This is a genomic window from Enterobacter sp. PP-008-ECC_S150 (assembly GCF_045257065.1).
Classification (GTDB): Bacteria; Pseudomonadota; Gammaproteobacteria; order Enterobacterales; family Enterobacteriaceae; genus Enterobacter; species Enterobacter chengduensis.
This window is the reverse complement of record NZ_JBJHHG010000001.1, coordinates 576,573-598,972: the sequence shown is the minus strand read 5'-3', so window position 1 is coordinate 598,972 and position 22,400 is coordinate 576,573. Positions and strand designations below refer to the sequence as shown.

The following is a 22,400-nucleotide window of genomic DNA, read 5'->3' as shown; positions in this document are numbered from 1 at the left end:
GGGAATATTATCCGAACAAGATTTACAGGCCAACCTGGCGAACAGTCGGGAACTCTGAAACCAACCACATATCGGATTCTTCGAACATTTCCTCCAGCATGCGGTTCAGTTTTTCGCGATCACTTTTGCTGGCATCGCTATTCAGGCCGTTTGCCTGCATCGGCTTCACTTTCACTTCGGCATCAGGGAAAATCTGGTGCACCCGCTTCGTCAGCTCGGCCAGAATAATTTCTCTGGCCCCTTCGAGCCCCTCTACATTTCGCTTGTCATAAACCAGCTCAATGAACATTACTCTCCATCCTCGTGCTGACTTGATCTATGAACCTAAAAATACTACTGTATATGAATACAGTAAATAGGCGAATGAGGGTACGTTCATGCCTCGTCAACCGGATATTCGTGCTGCTTTTATTGCGGCAATAGAGCTGAACCCAAAAGGCTACCGCTACTTGAAAACAGACAGATTCATAGAGAAGTTGCGGGGCTTTAACTGGCACTTTACCCGCTCTGATGCAAATTTGTGGATAGAGCGCAACCAGCCAGGCTTTGCGGATAAGACGACAGACGGTAGAGACAACCGTTACTGGATCTTACGTAACATGGGGAGGGTATTCTAATGGGCTTTCCTTCGCCGGCTACAGATTACGTTGAACAGCGTATATCGCTTGATGAGTGCATCATAACCAGGCCAGCAGCTACGTACTTTATGCGGGCCGGAGCAACGCATTACCGGGAAGGGATACTCAACGGTGCTTTACTGGTTGTCGACGCGTCACTGTCTCCATGTGACGGTTCATTGCTGGTTTGCACAGATAGCGGGGAGTTCAGGATTAAGCGGTATCGCATACACCCGCAGCCACATCTGGAAAACCTGGAGAACGGTAAACGTGAGAGGTTGCCAGATAAGGATGAGGTATCCGATACTTCGCGTCCGGTATTTGGGGTGATCACGTACACCATTAACGACGCTCGGTCTGCCGAGTTCGACGACTGCCCGGTGATGTAACATCGTATGTTAATGAAGAGATCGTATGCTGACGATTTCGGCGCTACAGTGTAATATGCAGGCCAGTCGTTGATGGGGTAGTTACTGTGGGATGTCCACCGCTGTGTCCATCAAGAACCAATTATCTGCATAGCGAGTTAAAAAATTCATATTTATGAAGAACATAAGAAACTTCTCCATTATTGCTCACATTGACCACGGTAAGTCGACGCTGTCTGACCGTATTATCCAGATTTGCGGTGGCCTGTCTGATCGTGAAATGGAAGCCCAGGTTCTGGACTCCATGGACCTGGAACGCGAACGTGGTATCACCATCAAGGCGCAGAGCGTCACGCTGGATTACAAAGCGGCTGATGGCGAAACCTATCAGCTGAACTTTATCGACACCCCAGGCCACGTTGACTTCTCCTATGAGGTTTCACGCTCGCTTGCGGCCTGTGAAGGCGCGCTGCTGGTGGTGGATGCCGGGCAGGGCGTAGAAGCCCAGACCCTGGCAAACTGCTATACCGCGATGGAAATGGATCTCGAAGTTGTGCCGGTTCTGAACAAGATCGACCTGCCTGCCGCCGATCCTGAGCGCGTGGCGGAAGAGATTGAAGATATCGTCGGCATTGACGCGACCGATGCGGTGCGCTGCTCCGCAAAAACCGGCGTCGGCGTGACCGACGTGCTGGAACGCCTGGTGCGTGATATTCCGGCCCCGGAAGGCGATCCGGATGCCCCGCTGCAGGCGCTGATTATCGACTCCTGGTTCGATAACTACCTGGGCGTTGTCTCGCTGGTGCGTATTAAAAACGGCACCATGCGTAAAGGCGACAAAATTAAGGTGATGAGTACCGGGCAGGTCTACAACGCTGACCGTCTGGGTATCTTCACGCCAAAACAGGTTGACCGTACCGAGCTGACGTGCGGCGAGGTAGGCTGGCTGGTTTGTGCTATTAAAGACATCCTCGGCGCGCCGGTGGGCGATACCCTGACCGGTGCGCGTAACCCGGCAGATAAAGCGCTGCCAGGCTTCAAAAAGGTGAAGCCGCAGGTTTATGCGGGCCTGTTCCCGGTCAGCTCTGACGACTATGAAAACTTCCGTGATGCGCTCGGTAAGCTGAGCCTGAACGATGCCTCCCTGTTCTACGAGCCAGAAAGCTCAACGGCGCTGGGCTTCGGCTTCCGCTGTGGCTTCCTCGGTCTGCTGCACATGGAGATTATTCAGGAGCGTCTGGAGCGTGAATACGATCTGGACCTGATCACCACGGCACCAACCGTAGTCTATGAAGTTGAAACCACCTCGAAAGAAGTGATCTACGTCGATAGCCCGTCCAAGCTGCCGCCGCTGAACAATATTCACGAGCTGCGTGAGCCGATTGCCGAGTGTCACATGCTGCTGCCGCAGGAGTTCCTGGGTAACGTCATTACGCTGTGTATTGAGAAGCGCGGCGTGCAGACCAACATGGTTTACCACGGTAACCAGGTGGCGCTGACCTACGAAATCCCGATGGCGGAAGTGGTCCTCGATTTCTTCGACCGTCTGAAGTCCACCTCCCGTGGCTATGCGTCACTGGACTACAACTTCAAACGCTTCCAGGCTTCTAACATGGTGCGCGTGGACGTGCTGATCAACGGCGAGCGTGTGGATGCGCTGGCGCTGATCACCCACAACGATAATGCGCCGTACCGTGGCCGCGAGCTGGTTGAGAAGATGAAAGATCTGATCCCGCGTCAGCAGTTCGATATCGCGATTCAGGCGGCCATTGGCAACCACATTATCGCGCGCTCCACCGTGAAACAGCTGCGTAAAAACGTTCTGGCGAAGTGCTATGGCGGTGACGTCAGCCGTAAGAAAAAGCTGCTGCAGAAGCAGAAAGAAGGTAAGAAGCGTATGAAGCAGGTCGGTAACGTCGAGCTGCCGCAGGAAGCATTCCTTGCCATTCTTCATGTTGGTAAAGACGGCAAATAACCCTAAGGAGTTGGCATGGCGAACATGTTTGCCCTGATCCTGGTCATTGCTACCCTGGTGACAGGTCTGCTGTGGTGTCTGGATAAATTTATCTTCGCCCCAAAACGTCGTGAACGTCAGGCTGCCGCACAGGCAGCCACCGGCGACCAGCTGGACGCGAAAACCCTGAAGAAAGTCGGCCCGAAACCGGGCTGGCTGGAAACGGGCGCGTCGGTATTTCCGGTGCTGGCGATTGTGCTGGTGGTGCGTTCGTTTATTTACGAGCCCTTCCAGATCCCGTCCGGTTCAATGATGCCAACGCTGCTGATCGGTGATTTTATTCTGGTGGAGAAGTTTGCCTACGGCATCAAAGATCCTATCTACCAGAAAACGCTGATCGAAACCGGTCATCCGAAACGTGGCGACATCGTGGTGTTCAAATATCCGGAAGATCCGCGCCTGGACTACATCAAGCGCGCGGTAGGTCTGCCGGGTGACAAAGTAACCTACGATCCGGTTGCAAAAGAAGTCACCGTTCAGCCGGGCTGCAGCTCCGGTACCGCATGTGAAAACGCGCTGCCAATCACCTACTCAAACGTTGAGCCAAGTGATTTTGTGCAGACCTTTGCCCGTCGTAACGGCGGCGAAGCGACCAGCGGATTCTTCCAGGTACCGAAAGGCGAAACCAAAGAGAACGGCATCCGTCTGGTTGAGCGCAAAGAGACGCTGGGCGACGTGACGCACCGTATCCTCACCGTGCCCATCGCGCAGGATCAGGTTGGAATGTACTATCGCCAGCCGGGCCAGCAGCTGGCGAGCTGGATTGTACCGCCAGGCCATTACTTCATGATGGGTGACAACCGCGATAATTCTGCGGACAGCCGATACTGGGGATTTGTGCCGGAAGCGAATCTGGTGGGTAAAGCCACCGCAATCTGGATGAGTTTTGAGAAGCAGGAAGGCGAATGGCCGACCGGCGTACGCCTGAATCGTATTGGCGGAATCCACTAATTCTCGCTAATTGAACGTGTAGCCGCTAATTAACGCGGCTACACGAATTATTTCACCGATAAATCTCTTTGAACTAACGACATCCCCTGTCGTTGTGTATAGAATATTCCCCCGAAGTTTAAGGTTGGCCCTGCAAGGGTGCCACGGCACACGAAACCGCGTTGGTTTTCTCAGGTCGGTTTCGTGTGCTGCATTTTTGACGCATTCATTTATTGGTATCGCATGAACCCCATCGTAATTAATCGGCTTCAACGGAAGCTGGGCTACACTTTTCATCATCAGGAGTTGTTGCAACAGGCATTAACCCACCGCAGTGCCAGCAGCAAACATAATGAGCGCCTCGAGTTTTTAGGCGACTCTATTTTAAGTTTCGTGATTGCGAATGCGCTTTATCATCGCTTCCCGCGCGTGGATGAAGGTGATATGAGCCGCATGCGTGCCACGCTGGTTCGGGGTAATACCCTTGCGGAAATCGCGCGCGAATTTGAGCTGGGCGAATGTCTGCGTCTTGGGCCGGGTGAACTGAAAAGCGGCGGCTTCCGTCGCGAATCTATTCTTGCCGATACGGTCGAAGCATTAATTGGTGGTGTGTTCCTGGACAGCGATATCCAGACCGTCGAAAAGCTGATCCTCAACTGGTATCAAACCCGTCTGGACGAAATTAGCCCGGGCGATAAACAAAAAGATCCGAAAACGCGTCTGCAGGAATATTTGCAGGGTCGCCATCTGCCGCTGCCATCTTATCTGGTGGTGCAGGTCCGTGGCGAAGCGCACGATCAGGAATTTACCATCCATTGCCAGGTCAGTGGCCTGAGTGAACCGGTGGTGGGCACGGGTTCAAGCCGTCGTAAGGCTGAACAGGCTGCCGCCGAACAGGCGTTAAAAATGCTGGAGCTGGAATGAGCGAAGACAAAACCTATTGCGGATTTATTGCCATCGTCGGACGTCCGAACGTTGGCAAATCCACCCTGTTGAATAATCTGCTTGGGCAGAAGATTTCAATCACCTCGCGTAAGGCGCAGACCACGCGTCACCGCATCGTCGGCATCCATACTGAAGGCGCGTATCAGGCGATCTACGTCGATACCCCGGGCCTGCACATGGAAGAGAAGCGCGCCATCAACCGTCTGATGAACAAGGCGGCGAGCAGCTCGATTGGCGACGTGGAGCTGGTGATTTTCGTTGTTGAAGGCACCCGCTGGACGCCGGACGACGAGATGGTGCTGAACAAGCTGCGTGACGGCAAAACGCCGGTCATCCTCGCGGTCAACAAAGTTGACAACGTGCAGGAAAAGGCCGACCTGCTGCCGCATCTGCAGTGGCTCGGTAGCCAGATGAACTTCCTTGACATCGTGCCGCTGTCTGCTGAGACCGGCCTGAACGTGGACACCATCGCGGGCATCGTACGTAAGCATCTGCCGGAGGCGATTCACCACTTCCCGGAAGACTACATTACCGATCGTTCTCAGCGCTTTATGGCGTCTGAAATCATCCGTGAAAAGCTGATGCGTTTCCTGGGCGCCGAACTGCCATACTCCGTAACGGTGGAGATCGAGCGTTTCCAGAGCAACGATCGCGGCGGCTACGACATCAACGGCCTGATCCTCGTTGAGCGCGAAGGTCAGAAGAAGATGGTGATCGGCAACAAAGGCGCCAAGATCAAAACCATCGGTATTGAAGCCCGTAAGGACATGATGGAGATGTTCGAAGCGCCGGTTCACCTCGAACTGTGGGTGAAAGTGAAATCTGGCTGGGCCGATGATGAGCGTGCGCTGCGCAGCCTCGGTTACGGCGAAGACCAGTAAATCAAGACGACGCGCATATGGAAGGATGGCAGCGCGCCTTCGTCCTGCATAGTCGTCCCTGGAGCGAAACCAGCCTGATGCTGGACGTCTTCACGGAAGAGTCCGGCCGCGTGCGCCTTGTTGCGAAAGGCGCACGTTCCAAACGTTCTAATCTGAAAGGTGCCTTACAGCCCTTCACGCCGCTGCTGGTGCGCTTCAGTGGGCGAGGGGAAGTGAAAACCCTGCGCAGCGCCGAAGCCGTCTCCCTGGCGCTTCCTCTCTCCGGTATCGCGCTCTACAGCGGTCTGTACGTCAACGAACTCATCTCACGGGTTCTTGAACATGAGACCCGCTTCTCTGAACTTTTCTTCGATTATCTGCACTGTATCCAGGCGCTGGCTGGCGCAACCGACACGCCCGAACCCGCCTTGCGGCGTTTTGAACTGGCGCTGCTGGGCCATCTTGGGTACGGGGTCGATTTTCTGCACTGTGCGGGCAGCGGTGACGAAGTTGAAGACACCATGACCTACCGCTACCGCGAAGAAAAGGGCTTTATTGCCAGCATCGTGATCGACAACAGCACCTTTACCGGGCGCCAGCTCCGGGCGCTGTATGAGCGCGAGTTTCCCGATCGGGATACCCTGCGCGCAGCAAAACGCTTTACCCGGATTGCCCTCAAGCCGTATCTTGGCGGCAAGCCCTTAAAGAGCCGCGAATTATTCAGGCAGTTTGTGCCGAAACGTTAGACCACAGAATCGAAAAGAAAACCGAGGATTGTCATGGCTGAATTACTGTTAGGCGTCAACATCGATCACATCGCCACGCTGCGTAATGCGCGCGGTACGGCGTATCCCGATCCGGTTCAGGCGGCGTTTATCGCCGAACAGGCTGGCGCCGACGGCATTACCGTTCACCTGCGTGAAGACCGTCGCCACATCACCGATCGCGACGTGCGCATTCTGCGCCAGACGCTGGACACCCGTATGAATCTGGAGATGGCGGTCACGGAAGAGATGCTGGCGATTGCCTGCGAGACGCAGCCGCACTTCTGCTGCCTGGTGCCGGAAAAACGTCAGGAAGTGACCACCGAAGGGGGTCTGGATGTGGCGGGTCAGCTCGAGAAAATGCGCGATGCCTGCACGCGCCTGGCGGATGCCGGTATTCTGGTTTCTCTGTTTATTGACGCCGATTTCACCCAGATTAAAGCGGCAGCCGACGTGGGCGCACCGTATATCGAAATTCACACCGGCTGCTATGCCGATGCCAAAAACGATGAAGAGCAGGCGAAAGAGCTGGCGCGCATCGCCAAAGCGGCCACCTACGCGGCGAGCCTGGGCCTGAAGGTTAACGCCGGTCACGGCCTGACCTACCATAACGTGAAGGCCATTGCCGCCATTCCGGAAATGCACGAGCTGAATATCGGCCACGCCATTATTGGCCGTGCGGTGATGAGCGGCCTGAAAGAGGCGGTCTCAGAAATGAAACGCCTGATGCTGGAAGCGCGTCAGTAATGGCCATTCTGGGCTTAGGCACCGATATCGTAGAAATAGCCCGCATTGAAGCGGTGATCGCCCGTAGCGGCGATCGCCTCGCAAGACGGGTGCTAAGCGATAACGAGTGGGCCATCTGGGAAGCGCATCAGCAGCCGGTGCGTTTTCTGGCGAAGCGCTTTGCGGTAAAAGAGGCGGCGGCCAAAGCCTTCGGGACCGGCATTCGTAACGGCCTGGCGTTTAACCAGTTTGAAGTGTTTAACGATGAGCTGGGTAAGCCACGCCTGCGTTTATGGGGCGAGGCGCAAAAGCTGGCGGAGAAGCTGGGCGTGAATCATATGCACGTGACGATCGCGGATGAACGCCACTACGCCAGCGCAACGGTGATTATCGAAAGTTAAAGCTTGTCCGCGTGGTGCATCAGGACAAACTTATCCCACAGCTGCTCTTCGCTCTCGACGTGTGCCGGATCCTTCAGGATGGTATTCGGGATCGGGCACACCTTCTGGCAGGTCGGCGTCTCATAGTGACCGATGCATTCCGTGCAGCGGTCGCTGTTAATCTCATAAATGCTGTCGCCCATCGAAATCGCCTGGTTTGGGCATTCGGGCTCGCACATATCGCAATTGATGCATTTTTTGGTAATTAACAGCGCCATCAGGAAATTCTCAGAAACAACACAAACTGGGCGGGCATTATACGCGTCAAACCAGTTTCTTTACCAGTTCTTCGCTGTGGCGAATGCGCTCTGGCGCGTGCTCCAGATCCTGCTGCACCAGCGCCATAAACAGCAGATCCGTCAGCATCATTTGCGCACTGGTGGACGAGATCGCCGCGCTGCGCGTGGCCTGCTCTTCGGCAATGGTATATAAACAGCGCGTCGCCCGCTGCTGCAGGGCATTCGGCGTAAAGCCGGTGATCGCCAGAATTTTACCGCCGACGCGCAGCGCTTCATCGGTGGCCATGTTGATTTCACGGCGCTCGCCGGAGTAGGAGATCGCCAGCAGCAGATCGTCAGGATCCATTGCCTGCACGGTCGCCAGCAGGGCGTGCATATCCTGCTCGACGATGGCGTTAAGGCCAATTTTTGTCAGCTTCCAGCCAAAATTCCGCGCCACAAGGCCGGACGCGCCGATGCCGGTCAGAATAATCCGCCGCGCGCCGCGCAGCATCGCCACGCTCTCCAGCAGCTTCTCTTCCGTGTTCACATCGAGCGTCGCATGCATGGCCGCCACGTTCTCTTTGATCAGCTTTTCGCCGACCAGCCGCATCGGGTCATCACCGCGGATCTGATTATGCACCGGCATTGACTGCGGGTTGGGGTTGCTCACCAGCGCTTCACTGATCGCCAGCTTGAGAGCCGGGAATCCCTTAAAGCCAATCTTCTGGGCAAATTTCACCACGCTGGACTGGCTCACCCCGGCTTCACTCGCCAGCTGCTGCGAGCTGAGATGGCGCGCGCGATCGGGTTGAGAAAGCAGAAAATCCGCCAGCTTCTTGTCGCTTTGGGCAAAGCCGGCATAGCGCTGGCGAATGCGAATTAAACAGTTCATACGGTCTCCTGGCGAAAATGTGATTATCTGCGCAAATACGAATTTTGCTCGCCTGAATGAATTTTATATTCCATTATAGTGTGATTATTATGAATTAAAAATTCTTGAGGTACAAAAATGAATCTTGGCTCACTTGTTTCTGAAACACGTAACCCGCAAACCATGGATCTGGACGCGCTCTCCACCCTGGAGCTGGTTAACCGCTTTAATCAACAGGATACGCTGGTCGCGCAGGCAGTGAAAGAGACATTACCTGAGGTGGCGAAGGCGGTCGATGCCGCGGCGGCGGCCCTCAAGGCCGGGGGGCGCATTATTTACATGGGGGCAGGCACCAGCGGGCGTCTTGGGGTGCTGGATGCCTCAGAATGTCCGCCAACCTTTGGGGTGCCGCATGGTCTGGTGGTCGGGCTGATTGCCGGCGGGCCCGGCGCGCTGCTGAAGGCCGTGGAAGGGGCGGAAGATAACAAACAGCTGGGTGAGGATGACCTCAAGGATATTAATCTGACGGCGAAGGATCTGGTGGTCGGGCTGGCGGCATCCGGGCGCACGCCGTACGTGATTGGCGGGCTGGAGTACGCCAGGCAGATCGGCTGCACCACGGTCGCCATCTCCTGTAACCCGGGCTCACCGATTGCGCAGGTGGCCGCTATCGCCATCTCTCCGGTGGTCGGGCCGGAAGCGCTCACCGGCTCTACGCGCCTGAAGTCCGGGACCGCGCAAAAGCTGGTGCTCAATATGATCTCCACCGGCGCGATGGTGAAGTTCGGCAAGGTGTATCAGAACCTGATGGTGGATATGCAGGCCACCAACGTCAAGCTGGTGGACAGAGCCTGCCGCATGGTAATGGAAGCGACGGGCGCAGGCCGCGAAGAGGCTGAAGCGGTACTCAAACAGACCGATCACGATGTGAAACCGGCCATTCTGATGATCTTAAGCGGGCTGGATGCGGCGAGCGCGAGAGCCAGACTCGCTGCGCATAACGGCTTCTTACGGGCGGCATTAGAAAACTAACAGAGGCGTCTATGGACAAAACAGCAGCGCTCGCCAGCGATATCCTGCAGGGGATTGGTGGGGAAAAAAATATTCAGCGTCTCGAAAACTGCATGACGCGCGTGCGCGTCGAGGTGCATAACGACGACCAGCTTGACGTACCGCGCCTGAAGCAGCTTTCCGGCGTCAGCGGCTATGTGAAACAGGGCCAGCAGCATCAGCTGATCGTCGGGCCCGGCAAGGCGGCGCAGGTGGTTGATGCCATGCGCGCGCTGATGGGCGGCGGCGCAAGCGTGTCGATCGACGATGCGGAACGCACCAAAGCGCAGGCAAAGGCCAAATACAAAGCCCCGATGAGCGACGCGCTGCGACAGCTGGCAAACGTCTTTATTCCGCTGATCCCGGCGTTTATCGCCTCAGGCCTGATCACCGGGATCATCAACATCCTTAAGCGGCCGGATATTGTCGGGGATTTCGCCACGCAGTATCCGAACCTGCTGGGGATTCTCGGGATCTTCGGCAGCGCGGTGTTCGCCATCATGAACATTCTGGTGGGGGTGAATACCGCGAAGGTATTTGGCGGATCGCTGGCGATGGGCGGCGTGATGGCGGGCATCTTGTCCAGCCCGCAGCTGGCGCAGATCACGCTGTTTGGCGAGGCGCTCCAGCCCGGCCGCGGTGGGGTAATTGCGGTACTGCTGGTGGTTATCCTGATGTGCTGGATCGAGAAAAGGCTGCGCGCGGTTTTGCCTGGCTCGATTGAGCTGATTCTCAACCCGCTGCTGACTACGCTCATTACCGGTAGCGTAGCGATTGTTGCCCTCCAGCCGTTAGGCGGGTGGATCTCGGAAGCCATTGCTCACGGCGCGTCTCTGGCAATTGACCGTGGTGGGTTATTAGTGGGCGCGGTGCTGTCGGGCACCTTCCTGCCGCTGGTGCTGACCGGTCTGCATCAGGGTCTGGTGCCGATCCACGTCGAGCTGGTGCAGGCGCACGGCTATAACGCGCTTCTGCCTATTCTGTCGATGGCGGGCGTGGGGCAGGTCGGCGCGGCGATAGCCGTACTGATGAAAACCCGCAACGCGCGTCTGAAAAAGGTGATTAAAGGCGCGCTCCCGGTCGGCCTGCTCGGCATCGGCGAGCCGCTGATTTTTGGCGTCACGCTGCCGCTGGGTAAACCTTTCCTCGCCGCCTGTCTGGGCGGCGCGGTAGGCGGGGCGCTGATCAGCTACTGGAAGGTCGCCACCGTGATTACCTTTGGCATTTCGGGTTTACCGCTCGCATTAACCATCGTGACCGGAAAAGTGATGCTCTATCTGTTAGGCTATTTAGTAGCGGTGATCGCCGGGTTCCTGTTTACCTGGCTATTAGGATTCAACGACCCAGAGGAGTAAGATTTGGCAAATCACGCGCGTCGCATTGTCTTTTTCGACCTCGATGGCACGCTGCATCAGCAGGATATGTTCGGTACGTTTATGCGCTACCTGCTGCGGCGTCAGCCCCTGAATGCGCTGCTCGTGCTGCCGCTCTTACCGGTTATCGGGATCGCGCTGCTGGCGAAAGGCCGCGCGGCGCGATGGCCGATGAGCCTGCTGCTGTGGGGATGTACCTTTGGGCACAGCGAGGCGCGGCTCAAACGGCTCGAAAAGGATTTTGCGCACTGGTTTCGCGGCCACGTTGCCGCCTTTCCGGTGGTGCAGGCGCGCCTCACTGCCTATCTCGACGCGAACGATGCCGACATCTGGCTGATTACCGGCTCCCCGCAGACGCTGGTTGAACAGGTCTACTTTGATACGCCCTGGCTTCCGCGCGTGAATCTTATTGCCACGCAAATTGCCCGCGGCTACGGCGGCTGGGTGCTGACCCTGCGCTGCCTGGGGCATGAAAAAGTGGTCCAGCTGGAGAAACGCATCGGTACGCCGCTGCGCCTGTACAGCGGCTACAGCGACAGCAAACAGGACAACCCGCTGCTCTATTTTTGCCAGCATCGCTGGCGCGTTACGCCATCAGGTGAACTCCAGCAACTCGAATAGTCTTATCCATAATCGGCGTGTATAATGCGCCCGCTTTTCGACTGGAGTATCAACCGTTGTCCAACCCTGAACTTGACCATGAATACTGGATGCGCCATGCGCTTAAGCTGGCTCAGCGTGCCTGGGACGAGGGCGAAGTGCCCGTGGGCGCCGTGCTGGTCCACAATAACCAGGTGATTGGTGAAGGGTGGAACCGTCCGATTGGTCGCCATGATCCTACCGCGCACGCCGAAATCATGGCGCTTCGTCAGGGAGGGCTGGTGCTGCAAAACTATCGCCTGCTTGACACCACGCTGTACGTGACGCTGGAGCCGTGCGTGATGTGTTCCGGCGCGATGGTGCACAGCCGGATCGGTACCCTGGTCTTCGGTGCGCGGGATGAAAAAACCGGTGCGGCCGGTTCCCTGATGGACGTGCTCGGTCACCCGGGAATGAACCACCAGGTGAAAACTATCGGCGGGGTGCTTGCACCAGAGTGTTCGGGACTATTAAGCGATTTCTTTCGAATGCGCCGTCAGCAGAAAAAGCAGCAAAAGGCAGAATTGAAGCTGTCGGGCGATTAAGCTCGTCCGGCGCCACGACCGGGTAGCTTTGCGCCAGCTGGTTGGCCTCCGTCGCCTCTTTCTCTTTCTCCAGCAGATACCCGACCAGGCTTATCTGATATTTACGGATATTTTCCACGTAGGCGTAGGCTTCATGCCCGCGCGCGTAGCCGTATGTCAGCTTGTTGTACCATGGCTTCTGGCTGAGCAGCGGCAGCCGCTGCTTAACGTCTGACCAGCTGTCCGGGTTGCCTTTTGTTTTGGCCGTCAGCGCTCGCGCATCAAGCATGTGCGCGTAGCCCATATTGTAAGCCGCCAGCGCGAACCAGATCCGCTCCTCTTCCGGCACCGTTTCCGGGACTTTGGCCATCATATCCTGCAGATAGCGCGCGCCGCCGCTGATGCTCTGTTCCGCATCGGTGCGGTCATTCACGCCCAGGCTCAGCGCGGTGTTTTTGGTTAACATCATCAAACCACGTACGCCAGTCGGGGACGTGGCCTGAGTATCCCAGTGGGATTCCTGATACGAAATGGCCGCCAGCAGCTTCCAGTCAATCTCCTGGGCATATTTTTCGAACAGCGGCTGCAGGTCCGGCAGGACGCTGTCTACCGCGCGCAGGAAGCTGCGGGTATCAACGTAGTCAAAGTCATCACCGTGGCCGAGGTACTTCTCCTCAAGCCGCGCCAGGGTACCGTCTTCATTGATGGTGTTGAAGAAATCGAGCATCGCGGCAGAAAGGGTCTGATCGTCATCAAGCTGGCTAAACCAGGTGACGGGCTGCTCGTCGGTGACGTCCAGCGCCACGGCGATTTCAGGATGCACGCGCTGGAACAGGCTGATCGCGACCGAATCGGCGATGGTGTAGGGGACTTTCTGGTCTTTTACCTGCTCCAGCAGCTCCGTCGTGCCGAGTTTCGGATCCACCGTCCAGCTCAGGTCGGGAAATTTCTTCTCCTTGAGTTCCCGCAGATCCTCAATTACCACGTGACCGGGCGCAATCGTCAGCTGCGTATCGTTAATCGAGGCCAGCGAGCGCGGGCGCAGGCTGCCGACGCGGTAAACCAGCTGCTGCGAAACGGAGTAGTAGGTCGGGCCCGGCTGGTAGTTCTTGCTGCGCTCGCTGTTATAGACCAGCCCGGCGGCGAGCATATCGGCATCGTCGTTATCGAGGTCATCAAACAGCTGGTTAATATTCTGGCGGACGGTGATTTTTAGCTTCACGCCAAGGTAATCGGCAAACTGCTGCGCCAGTTCATAATCCAGGCCAATGATTTTGCCGTTGATGTCGCTGTAAATCAGCGGAGAGTTGAGGGTACTGACGCGCAATTCCCCCCGCTCCTGAATGGCGGCGATACGGTTTTCGGCTTTGCCGAACCAGGGAATAGAAGGCCAGAGGGCCACTGCCAGCAGCAACGTTACAATGCCGATGAGCAGATAATTAATCTTTAATTTTTTCAATTAGTTAATTCTCTGCGACGCCGGTTGCCTCAGTCTGCTGTAGCCATGTTAATAATCAGGTTTGCCATTGAATGAGCGGCATTTTGCGTAAACTTGCGCCACTTGGCAACCTATTAGAGAAGCTGGTCACATCTATTGTTAAATCTCTGCGGCAATTTTATTTCGACGCAAACGGTTTCGTCGGCGCTCAGGATTCTCTATAATGACGCCCGTTTTCCCCCCTTGCGCACACTGAAAGCGCCCCGGCGCTTCGAAGACGAGAGACTTATGATGGAAATTCTGCGTGGTTCGCCTGCACTGTCTGCCTTCCGTATTACCAAACTGCTGGCACGTTTTCAGGCGGCCGACCTTCCGGTAAGCAATATTTACGCTGAGTATGTCCATTTTGCTGACCTGAATGCCCCCCTGAATGCAGAGGAGCGCGTCCAGCTGGAACGCCTGCTCAAGTATGGCCCAAGCCTCAGCAGCCATACGCCAACCGGCAAACTGATCCTTGCGACGCCGCGTCCGGGCACCATCTCCCCCTGGTCTTCCAAAGCCACCGACATCGCCCACAACTGCGGCCTGAGCCAGATTAACCGTCTGGAGCGCGGCGTGGCGTACTACGTGGAAGCCTCTACCCTGAGCGACGCGCAGTGGCAGGCGGTTGCGGCTGAACTGCACGACCGCATGATGGAGAGCGTATTTGCCTCTCTCGATGACGCGCAGAAGCTGTTCTCTCACCATCAGCCTGCGCCGGTACAGAGCGTAGACCTGCTGGGGCAGGGCCGTCAGGCGCTGATTGACGCCAACCTGCGTCTCGGCCTGGCGCTGGCAGAAGACGAAATCGACTACCTGCAGGATGCGTTTGTTAAGCTCAACCGTAACCCGAACGACATCGAACTCTACATGTTCGCGCAGGCCAACTCCGAGCACTGCCGCCACAAGATTTTCAACGCCGACTGGATTATTGACGGCGAGCAGCAGCCGAAGTCGCTGTTCAAAATGATCAAAAACACCATGGAGCAAACCCCTGACCACGTGCTGTCTGCCTATAAAGACAACGCCGCGGTAATGGAAGGCTCCGAGGTGGGCCGCTTCTTCGCCGATCGCGAAGCAGGGCGCTATGACTTCCATCAGGAGCCCGCGCATATCCTGATGAAGGTTGAAACCCACAACCACCCGACGGCGATCTCCCCGTGGCCGGGTGCGGCGACCGGCTCCGGCGGTGAAATCCGTGACGAAGGGGCGACCGGTCGCGGCGCTAAACCCAAAGCGGGTCTGGTCGGTTTCTCCGTCTCCAACCTGCGTATTCCGGGCTTTGAACAGCCGTGGGAAGAAGATTTCGGCAAGCCGGAGCGCATTGTGACCGCGCTCGACATCATGACCGAAGGCCCGCTGGGCGGCGCGGCGTTTAACAACGAGTTTGGTCGTCCGGCGCTGAACGGTTACTTCCGTACCTATGAAGAGAAAGTGGACAGCCACAACGGCGAAGAGCTGCGCGGCTACCACAAACCGATCATGCTGGCGGGCGGGATCGGCAACATCCGCGCCGATCACGTGCAGAAGGGCGAGATCGTCGTCGGCGCGAAGCTGATCGTGCTGGGCGGCCCGGCGATGAACATCGGCCTGGGCGGCGGGGCGGCTTCTTCAATGGCCTCCGGCCAGTCTGATGCGGATCTCGACTTCGCCTCCGTGCAGCGTGACAACCCGGAGATGGAGCGTCGCTGTCAGGAAGTGATCGACCGCTGCTGGCAGCTGGGCGATGCCAACCCGATCCTCTTTATCCACGACGTGGGCGCGGGCGGTCTGTCCAACGCCATGCCGGAGCTGGTGAGCGACGGCGGTCGCGGCGGGCGTTTCAACCTGCGCGATATCCTGAGCGACGAGCCGGGCATGAGCCCGCTGGAAATCTGGTGTAACGAATCCCAGGAGCGCTACGTGCTGGCGGTGGCGGCCGATCAGCTGCCGCTGTTTGACGAGCTGTGCCGCCGCGAGCGCGCGCCGTATGCCGTCATCGGTGAAGCAACCGAAGAGCAGCATCTATCCTTAAGCGACACCCATTTCGACAACCAGCCGATCGACCTGCCGCTCGACGTCCTGCTCGGTAAAACGCCGAAGATGACCCGCGACGTCACCACCCGTAAAGCGGCGGGCAAAGCGCTGGACCGTCAGGGCATCACCGTGGCAGAAGCGGTTAACCGCGTGCTGCACCTGCCTGCTGTGGCAGAAAAAACCTTCCTGGTGACCATCGGCGACCGCACCGTGACCGGTATGGTATCGCGCGACCAGATGGTCGGCCCGTGGCAGATCCCGGTGGCGAACTGCGCCGTGACCACCGCGAGCCTCGACAGCTACTACGGCGAAGCGATGGCTCTCGGCGAACGCACCCCGGTGGCGCTGCTGGACTTCGCGGCCTCAGCCCGTCTGGCGGTGGGTGAAGCGCTGACCAACATCGCGGCGACGCAGATTGGCGATATCAAACGTATCAAGCTCTCCGCAAACTGGATGGCCGCTGCCGGTCACCCAGGCGAAGATGCTGGCCTGTATGAAGCCGTGAAGGCGGTGGGCGAGGAGCTCTGTCCTGCCCTCGGCCTGACCATTCCGGTGGGTAAAGACTCCATGTCGATGAAAACCCGCTGGCAGGAAGGCAGCGAGCAGCGCGAGATGACCTCTCCGCTGTCGCTGGTGATCACCGCGTTTGCCCGCGTGGAGGACGTGCGTCATACCGTTACGCCACAGCTTGCGACCGAAGACAACGCCCTGCTGCTGATTGACCTGGGCAAGGGCAACAACGCGCTGGGGGCGACCGCGCTGGCGCAGGTTTACCGCCAGCTCGGCGATAAGCCAGCCGACGTGCGCGACGTGGCCCAGCTGAAAGGCTTCTACGACGCCATCCAGGCGCTGGTGGCGCAGCGTAAGCTGCTGGCCTACCACGACCGTTCCGACGGCGGCCTGCTGGTGACGCTGGCAGAGATGGCCTTCACCGGCCACTGCGGCGTGGAAGCGAACATTGCAACGCTTGGCGAAGACCGTCTGGCGGCGCTGTTTAACGAAGAGCTGGGTGCCGTGATTCAGGTGCGTGCCGCGGATCGCGACGCGGTTGAAGCCATTCTGGCGCAGCACGGCCTGGCAGACTGCGTGCACTATCTCGGTAAAGCCGTTCAGGGCGACCGCTTCGTCATTGAAGCAGACGGTCACGCCGTGTTCAGCGAAAGCCGCACCACGCTGCGCATGTGGTGGGCGGAAACCACCTGGCAGATGCAGCGCCTGCGTGATAACCCGGAATGTGCCGATCGGGAGCACAACGCGAAGGCCAATGACCAGGATCCTGGCCTGAACGTGAAGCTCTCCTTCGACATTAATGAAGACATCGCCGCGCCATACATCGCGACCGGCGCGCGTCCGAAAGTGGCCGTGCTGCGCGAGCAGGGCGTCAACTCTCACGTCGAGATGGCGGCCGCCTTCCACCGCGCGGGCTTTGACGCGATTGACGTCCACATGAGCGACCTGCTGGCCGGACGTACCGGTCTGGAAGATTTCCAGGCGCTGGTGGCATGCGGCGGCTTCTCCTATGGCGACGTGCTGGGTGCGGGTGAAGGCTGGGCGAAGTCCATCCTGTTCAACAGCCGCGTGCGCGACGAGTTCGAAACCTTCTTCCACCGTCCGCAGACCCTGGCGCTGGGCGTGTGTAACGGCTGCCAGATGATGTCTAACCTGCGCGAGCTCATCCCGGGCAGCGAAGCCTGGCCGCGCTTTGTGCGTAACCAGTCCGACCGCTTTGAAGCGCGATTCAGCCTGGTGGAGGTGACTCAGAGCCCGTCTCTGCTGCTGCAGGGAATGGTCGGCTCACGGATGCCAATCGCCGTGTCCCATGGTGAAGGTCAGGTAGAAGTGCGTGACTCTGCGCATCTGGCTCAGCTGGAGAGCAAAGGCCTGGTGGCGCTGCGCTTTGTCGATAACTTCGGCAAGGTTACGGAAACCTACCCGGCTAACCCGAACGGTTCAGCCAACGGTATTACGGCGGTGACCAGCGAAAGCGGTCGTGCGACCATCATGATGCCGCACCCGGAGCGCGTGTTCCGCACCGTGAGCAACTCCTGGCACCCGGAAAACTGGGGCGAGGACAGCCCGTGGATGCGTATCTTCCGCAACGCGCGTAAACAGCTGGGTTAAGTTTTAGCACCCTAACCCTTGTAGGCCCGGTAAGCGTAAGCGCCACCGGGCTTTTTTATGCGTGTCGCAAAACTGCGACAAAGAGGATATGCGACTGTCTCTAAATAGAGACATTTAACTCGTTGATTTATATATAACAGGACGGGTTCCCGTTAAGGTGTTGCTTAATAGCGACACTTAGCCTGGAAATCATTCAACCGCTCATTAACAGTCTTCATGAGTAAAAATCATATATATCAATGTGTTAATATTTTGTTTTGCATTCTGGCACGGGTGTTGCATAATATTAACCAGTGGCTCATTCACCTTCTTATGTCAGCCCCTTCGGGACGCGCTACATAAACTTCGAATGACGCACAAAAAGGTGCCTGCCGTCCAACTACTGATCATAGCGATGCTTTATCAGGCCAGGGCGAAACGTCGAGTTAGGCACCGCCTCATTCCATGACAAAGCCGGGTTTTTACCCGGCTTTGTTGTATCTGAAGGGCAGACTCAGTTACGCTCTGCGTAAACCCCCGTAAAGAGAGTAATGCGTTGAAACGCTGGCCCGTTTTCCCCCGCTCCCTGCGGCAGCTCGTCATGATGGCTTTCCTGCTGATCCTGCTGCCGCTGCTGATCCTTGCCTGGCAGGCGTGGCAAAGCCTGAATGCGCTCAGCGCGCAGGCGGCGTTGACCAACCGCACGACGCTCATCGACGCCCGGCGCAGTGAAGCGATGACCAACGCCGCGCTGGAGATGGAGCGTAGCTATCGTCAGTATTGCGTGCTTGACGATCGGACGCTGGAAAAGGTGTATCAAAGCCAGCGTAAACGCTACAGCGAAATGCTGGACGCCCACGCGGGGGTTTTGCCTGACGACAAGCTCTATCAGGCGTTACGTCAGGATCTGAACGATCTCGCGCAGCTCCAGTGCAGTAACAGCGGGCCGGATGCCGCCGCCGCCGCGCGTCTTGAAGCGTTTGCCAGCGCCAACACCGAGATGGTGCAGTCAACGCGCACGGTCATTTTCTCCCGCGGCCAGCAGCTCCAGCAGGAAATTGCCGAACGCGGCCAGTTCTTCGGCTGGCAGGCGCTGGTGCTGTTCCTGGTAAGCCTTGGGCTGGTCCTGCTCTTTACCCGCATGATTATCGGCCCGGTGAAGGGCATTCAGCGGATGATCAACCGCCTGGGGGAGGGCAAATCGCTGGGGGATACGGTCGCCTTTAAAGGCCCCCGCGAGCTGCGATCCGTCGGTCAGCGCATCATCTGGCTGTCCGAGCGCCTGGCGTGGCTCGAGTCTCAGCGCCATCAGTTCCTGCGCCATATCTCTCACGAGCTTAAAACGCCCCTGGCGAGCATGCGTGAAGGGACAGAGCTGCTGGCGGACGAAGTGGCAGGGCCCCTGACGCCAGAACAGAAAGAGATTGTCGAGATCCTGGATAACAGCAGCCGCAATCTGCAGAAGCTGATTGAGCAACTGCTGGACTACAACCGCAAGCTGGCTGACGGGGCGGTCGTACTGGAAAACGTTGAGATTGAACCGCTGGTGGATATGGTGATCTCCGCCCATAGCTTGCCGGCAAGAGCTAAAATGATGCATACCGGTGTAGAGCTCAATGCGCCGACCTGTCTCGCTGAACCCATGCTGTTAATGAGCGTGTTGGATAATCTTTATTCCAATGCGGTGCACTATGGTACTGAATCCGGTAACATTTATATCCGAAGCTATACGAAGGGTTCCCGGGTGTTTATCGACGTCGCTAACACCGGCACCCCGATCCCTGATGACGAACAAACCATGATTTTCGAGCCCTTTTTCCAGGGGAGTCATCAGCGGAAAGGTGCGGTGAAAGGCAGTGGTCTGGGCTTAAGCATCGCCCGGGACTGCATACGACGCATGCAGGGTGAGCTAAACATTGCCACGGACGAACGTTCGGATGTTTGCTTCCGTATTGAACTGCCCCTGAGCCGGAAAAACCAATAAAATGAATCTATGTCTGGTGAGTATGTCACACGTCTTTTTCCGCGCCGTACGCGCGGTGTTTTCCCGCAACGCGCTTCGCCTGAGCCTGCCCTGTTTATTTCTGGCAGGATGCGTTTCCCATGCGCCACAAAGCGCCATTAGCGACAAACAAGAAGATAAATGGCCCGACAACCAGGTGGCCGATTTCCTTTCGACCCGCTGCGACGACATCTGGAACCTGTCGGGCCATGACGTCGAAAGTAACCCGCTGTTCTGGCTGCGCGGCATAGACTGCGCCCAGCGTCTGGCGCCGGTCGACGCGCGCTCGAAGGCGGCGATGCTGGATGACGATACCTGGCAGGACGCGTTCAAGCGTGGAATTTTACTCGCTGATGCGAAAATCACCCCCGTTGAACGCCGGGCCAACGTGACCCGCCTGGACACGCTGGTGGTCACGCTTCCCGTACAGGTACGCCCTGTCTACCAGCTCTGGCGGGAAGGGCAGACATTACAGCTTCAGCTGTCTGAGGAGCGCTCCCGCTACAGCAGGCTACAGCAGTCAACCGACAGCGAGCTGGATACGCTGCGCCAACAGCAGCAGCACCTGCGAACGCAGCTGGACACCACGACGCGCAAGCTGGAGAACCTGACCGATATCGAAAGGCAGCTCTCATCGCGTAAATATCAGCCGGGGAGCTCATCCGCCGCGCCGGACAGCGATACGCCGAAACAAGAGGATGTGAAGCATGACGAGCCGTAAACCAGCCCATCTCTTACTGGTGGATGACGATCCCGGGCTGTTAAAGCTGCTGGGGATGCGTCTGGTGAGTGAAGGCTACAGCGTCGTGACCGCGGAAAGCGGGCTTGAGGGGCTGAAAATTCTCAGCCGCGAGAAAATCGATCTGGTGATAAGCGACCTGCGGATGGATGAAATGGACGGCCTGCAGCTGTTCGCGGAGATCCAGAAGCAGCAGCCGGGTATGCCGGTGATTATCCTGACGGCGCACGGATCCATCCCGGACGCGGTTGCTGCAACGCAGCAGGGAGTATTCAGCTTCCTGACCAAGCCGGTGGACAAAGACGCGCTGTATAAGGCAATCGACAGCGCGCTGGAACATGCCGCCCCGGCGGGAGATGAAGCGTGGCGGGAGACCATCGTCACCCGCAGCCCCATCATGCTGCGTCTGCTTGAGCAGGCCCGTATGGTGGCGCAGTCCGACGTCAGCGTGCTGATCAACGGCCAGAGCGGTACCGGGAAAGAGATCCTGGCGCAGGCAATCCATAACGCCAGCCCGCGCAGTAAAAATGCCTTTATCGCCATTAACTGCGGCGCGCTCCCGGAACAGCTGCTCGAATCTGAACTGTTTGGTCACGCCCGCGGCGCCTTCACCGGCGCGGTGAGCAGCCGTGAAGGGCTATTCCAGGCCGCAGAAGGCGGCACGCTGTTCCTGGACGAAATTGGCGACATGCCCGCGCCGCTGCAGGTCAAACTGCTGCGCGTATTGCAGGAGCGCAAAGTGCGCCCGCTGGGCAGCAACCGCGACATTGATATTAACGTGCGTATTATTTCGGCGACCCACCGCGATCTGCCAAAAGTGATGGCCCGCAACGAGTTCCGTGAAGATCTCTACTACCGTCTGAACGTGGTCAACCTGAAGATCCCGGCGCTGGCGGAGCGTGCGGAAGACATTCCGCTGCTGGCGAACCATCTTTTGCGCCAGGCGGCCGATCGTCATAAACCGTTCGTGCGCGCCTTCTCTACCGATGCGATGAAGCGGCTGATGGCCGCAGGCTGGCCGGGTAACGTGCGTCAGCTGGTCAACGTGATTGAGCAGTGCGTGGCGCTGACCTCCTCACCGGTGATCAGCGACGCGCTGGTTGAGCAGGCGCTGGAAGGGGAAAACACGGCCCTGCCGACGTTTGCGGAGGCGCGTAACCAGTTCGAGCTCAACTATCTGCGCAAGCTGCTGCAGATCACCAAAGGCAACGTGACCCACGCGGCGCGAATGGCCGGACGCAACCGCACCGAATTTTACAAGCTCCTCTCGCGCCACGAGCTGGAAGCAAACGATTTTAAAGAGTAATGCCGTATGGTACTGTGAGCAATCGATTACGAGGCAGCTTACAGGCAAGCGTTTAAGGACCCACCATGAAAAAGATTGATGCGATTATTAAACCTTTCAAACTGGATGATGTGCGTGAAGCGCTGGCGGAAGTCGGCATCACCGGGATGACCGTGACGGAAGTGAAAGGTTTTGGTCGTCAGAAGGGCCACACCGAGCTTTACCGTGGCGCAGAGTACATGGTCGACTTTCTGCCGAAAGTAAAAATTGAAATCGTGGTCAGCGACGATATCGTCGATACCTGCGTGGATACCATTATCCGCACCGCGCAGACGGGCAAAATCGGCGACGGTAAAATCTTCGTCTTTGACGTGGCGCGCGTGATCCGTATCCGCACCGGCGAAGAAGACGACGCCGCGATTTAACATTGCCAACGGTT

Annotated in this window: 22 protein-coding genes; 18 read left to right on the top strand and 4 right to left on the bottom strand. The window is 57.6% G+C overall.

Going from position 1 to position 22,400, the window contains the following annotated elements; translation table 11 throughout:
* Positions 1-22: 22 nt before the first annotated feature.
* Positions 23-289, bottom strand: coding sequence for a DinI family protein (locus ACJBF3_RS02685; RefSeq protein ID WP_248202462.1), 267 nt, complete (start codon positions 287-289; stop codon positions 23-25).
* Between the two features lie 88 nt (positions 290-377).
* On the opposite strand from ACJBF3_RS02685, the gene ACJBF3_RS02680 reads away from it, so the two are divergent.
* The 9 genes from ACJBF3_RS02680 (at position 378) to acpS (ending at position 7,625) form a co-directional block, all read left to right on the top strand.
* Complete coding sequence (locus tag ACJBF3_RS02680) at positions 378-617, top strand: hypothetical protein (RefSeq protein WP_406544683.1); 240 nt, start codon at positions 378-380, stop codon at positions 615-617.
* The gene (locus ACJBF3_RS02675) at positions 617-1,006 is read left to right on the top strand and encodes a S24 family peptidase (RefSeq protein ID WP_406544681.1); all 390 of its coding nucleotides are present in this window, start codon (positions 617-619) and stop codon (positions 1,004-1,006) included. Before ACJBF3_RS02680 ends, ACJBF3_RS02675 begins: the two co-directional genes overlap by 1 nt.
* Before the next feature lie 154 nt (positions 1,007-1,160).
* Positions 1,161-2,960 carry a translation elongation factor 4 gene (lepA, locus tag ACJBF3_RS02670; RefSeq protein WP_023308849.1) on the top strand — a complete coding sequence of 600 codons (1,800 nt, stop codon included), beginning with the start codon at positions 1,161-1,163 and terminating at the stop codon, positions 2,958-2,960.
* A 15-nt stretch (positions 2,961-2,975) separates the two neighbouring features.
* Positions 2,976-3,950 carry a signal peptidase I gene (gene lepB / locus ACJBF3_RS02665; RefSeq protein ID WP_045326108.1) on the top strand — a complete coding sequence of 325 codons (975 nt, stop codon included), beginning with the start codon at positions 2,976-2,978 and terminating at the stop codon, positions 3,948-3,950.
* Between the two features lie 222 nt (positions 3,951-4,172).
* Positions 4,173-4,853 carry a ribonuclease III gene (gene rnc / locus ACJBF3_RS02660; protein ID WP_003860711.1) on the top strand — a complete coding sequence of 227 codons (681 nt, stop codon included), beginning with the start codon at positions 4,173-4,175 and terminating at the stop codon, positions 4,851-4,853.
* Positions 4,850-5,755, top strand: a complete 906-nt coding sequence (era, locus tag ACJBF3_RS02655) for a GTPase Era (RefSeq protein ID WP_045326106.1) — start codon at positions 4,850-4,852, stop codon at positions 5,753-5,755. Before rnc ends, era begins: the two co-directional genes overlap by 4 nt.
* 17 nt (positions 5,756-5,772) lie before the next feature.
* Positions 5,773-6,480, top strand: a complete 708-nt coding sequence (gene recO, locus ACJBF3_RS02650) for a DNA repair protein RecO (RefSeq protein WP_045326105.1) — start codon at positions 5,773-5,775, stop codon at positions 6,478-6,480.
* 33 nt (positions 6,481-6,513) lie between these two features.
* Complete coding sequence (gene pdxJ / locus ACJBF3_RS02645) at positions 6,514-7,245, top strand: pyridoxine 5'-phosphate synthase (RefSeq protein WP_045326104.1); 732 nt, start codon at positions 6,514-6,516, stop codon at positions 7,243-7,245.
* Positions 7,245-7,625, top strand: a complete 381-nt coding sequence (gene acpS, locus ACJBF3_RS02640) for a holo-ACP synthase (protein WP_028014094.1) — start codon at positions 7,245-7,247, stop codon at positions 7,623-7,625. Before pdxJ ends, acpS begins: the two co-directional genes overlap by 1 nt.
* Here the strand turns inward: acpS and ACJBF3_RS02635 are convergent.
* Complete coding sequence (locus tag ACJBF3_RS02635; RefSeq protein ID WP_008502177.1) at positions 7,622-7,882, bottom strand: YfhL family 4Fe-4S dicluster ferredoxin; 261 nt, start codon at positions 7,880-7,882, stop codon at positions 7,622-7,624. The two genes, acpS and ACJBF3_RS02635, sit on opposite strands and share 4 nt — an antisense overlap.
* Positions 7,883-7,928: 46 nt before the next feature.
* Positions 7,929-8,777: a MurR/RpiR family transcriptional regulator gene (locus ACJBF3_RS02630; RefSeq protein ID WP_045326101.1), complete on the bottom strand. Its 849-nt coding sequence runs from the start codon at positions 8,775-8,777 to the stop codon at positions 7,929-7,931.
* A 117-nt stretch (positions 8,778-8,894) separates the two neighbouring features.
* Between ACJBF3_RS02630 and murQ the strand changes: the two genes are divergently transcribed.
* The 4 genes from murQ to tadA are packed head-to-tail and all read left to right on the top strand — an operon-like array spanning position 8,895 to position 12,363.
* A complete protein-coding gene (gene murQ / locus ACJBF3_RS02625) occupies positions 8,895-9,788 on the top strand; it encodes an N-acetylmuramic acid 6-phosphate etherase (protein ID WP_045326098.1) in 894 nt (297 codons plus the stop codon).
* An 11-nt stretch (positions 9,789-9,799) separates the two neighbouring features.
* Complete coding sequence (locus ACJBF3_RS02620) at positions 9,800-11,161, top strand: PTS transporter subunit EIIC (RefSeq protein ID WP_045326096.1); 1,362 nt, start codon at positions 9,800-9,802, stop codon at positions 11,159-11,161.
* Between the two features lie 3 nt (positions 11,162-11,164).
* On the top strand, positions 11,165-11,800 hold the full coding sequence (yfhb, locus tag ACJBF3_RS02615; RefSeq protein WP_045326093.1) for a phosphatidylglycerophosphatase C: 636 nt from the start codon (positions 11,165-11,167) through the stop codon (positions 11,798-11,800).
* 56 nt (positions 11,801-11,856) lie between these two features.
* Positions 11,857-12,363: a tRNA adenosine(34) deaminase TadA gene (gene tadA / locus ACJBF3_RS02610; protein WP_045326090.1), complete on the top strand. Its 507-nt coding sequence runs from the start codon at positions 11,857-11,859 to the stop codon at positions 12,361-12,363.
* Here the strand turns inward: tadA and mltF are convergent.
* A complete protein-coding gene (gene mltF / locus ACJBF3_RS02605) occupies positions 12,251-13,801 on the bottom strand; it encodes a membrane-bound lytic murein transglycosylase MltF (RefSeq protein ID WP_045326088.1) in 1,551 nt (516 codons plus the stop codon). The two genes, tadA and mltF, sit on opposite strands and share 113 nt — an antisense overlap.
* Positions 13,802-14,068: 267 nt before the next feature.
* On the opposite strand from mltF, the gene purL reads away from it, so the two are divergent.
* The 5 genes from purL to glnB all read left to right on the top strand — a co-directional run bounded on the left by purL (position 14,069) and on the right by glnB (position 22,386).
* On the top strand, positions 14,069-17,956 hold the full coding sequence (gene purL / locus ACJBF3_RS02600; RefSeq protein ID WP_045326086.1) for a phosphoribosylformylglycinamidine synthase: 3,888 nt from the start codon (positions 14,069-14,071) through the stop codon (positions 17,954-17,956).
* A gap of 535 nt (positions 17,957-18,491) precedes the next feature.
* Positions 18,492-19,919, top strand: a complete 1,428-nt coding sequence (qseE, locus tag ACJBF3_RS02595; protein WP_112779918.1) for a two component system sensor histidine kinase QseE/GlrK — start codon at positions 18,492-18,494, stop codon at positions 19,917-19,919.
* 1 nt (position 19,920) lies between these two features.
* Positions 19,921-20,658 carry a two-component system QseEF-associated lipoprotein QseG gene (gene qseG / locus ACJBF3_RS02590; RefSeq protein ID WP_045326082.1) on the top strand — a complete coding sequence of 246 codons (738 nt, stop codon included), beginning with the start codon at positions 19,921-19,923 and terminating at the stop codon, positions 20,656-20,658.
* Positions 20,645-21,982: a two-component system response regulator GlrR gene (gene glrR / locus ACJBF3_RS02585; protein ID WP_045326079.1), complete on the top strand. Its 1,338-nt coding sequence runs from the start codon at positions 20,645-20,647 to the stop codon at positions 21,980-21,982. The genes qseG and glrR overlap by 14 nt, the downstream gene beginning before the upstream one ends.
* 65 nt (positions 21,983-22,047) lie before the next feature.
* Positions 22,048-22,386 carry a nitrogen regulatory protein P-II gene (gene glnB, locus ACJBF3_RS02580; RefSeq protein ID WP_003860685.1) on the top strand — a complete coding sequence of 113 codons (339 nt, stop codon included), beginning with the start codon at positions 22,048-22,050 and terminating at the stop codon, positions 22,384-22,386.
* The last annotated feature ends 14 nt before the right edge of the window (positions 22,387-22,400 follow it).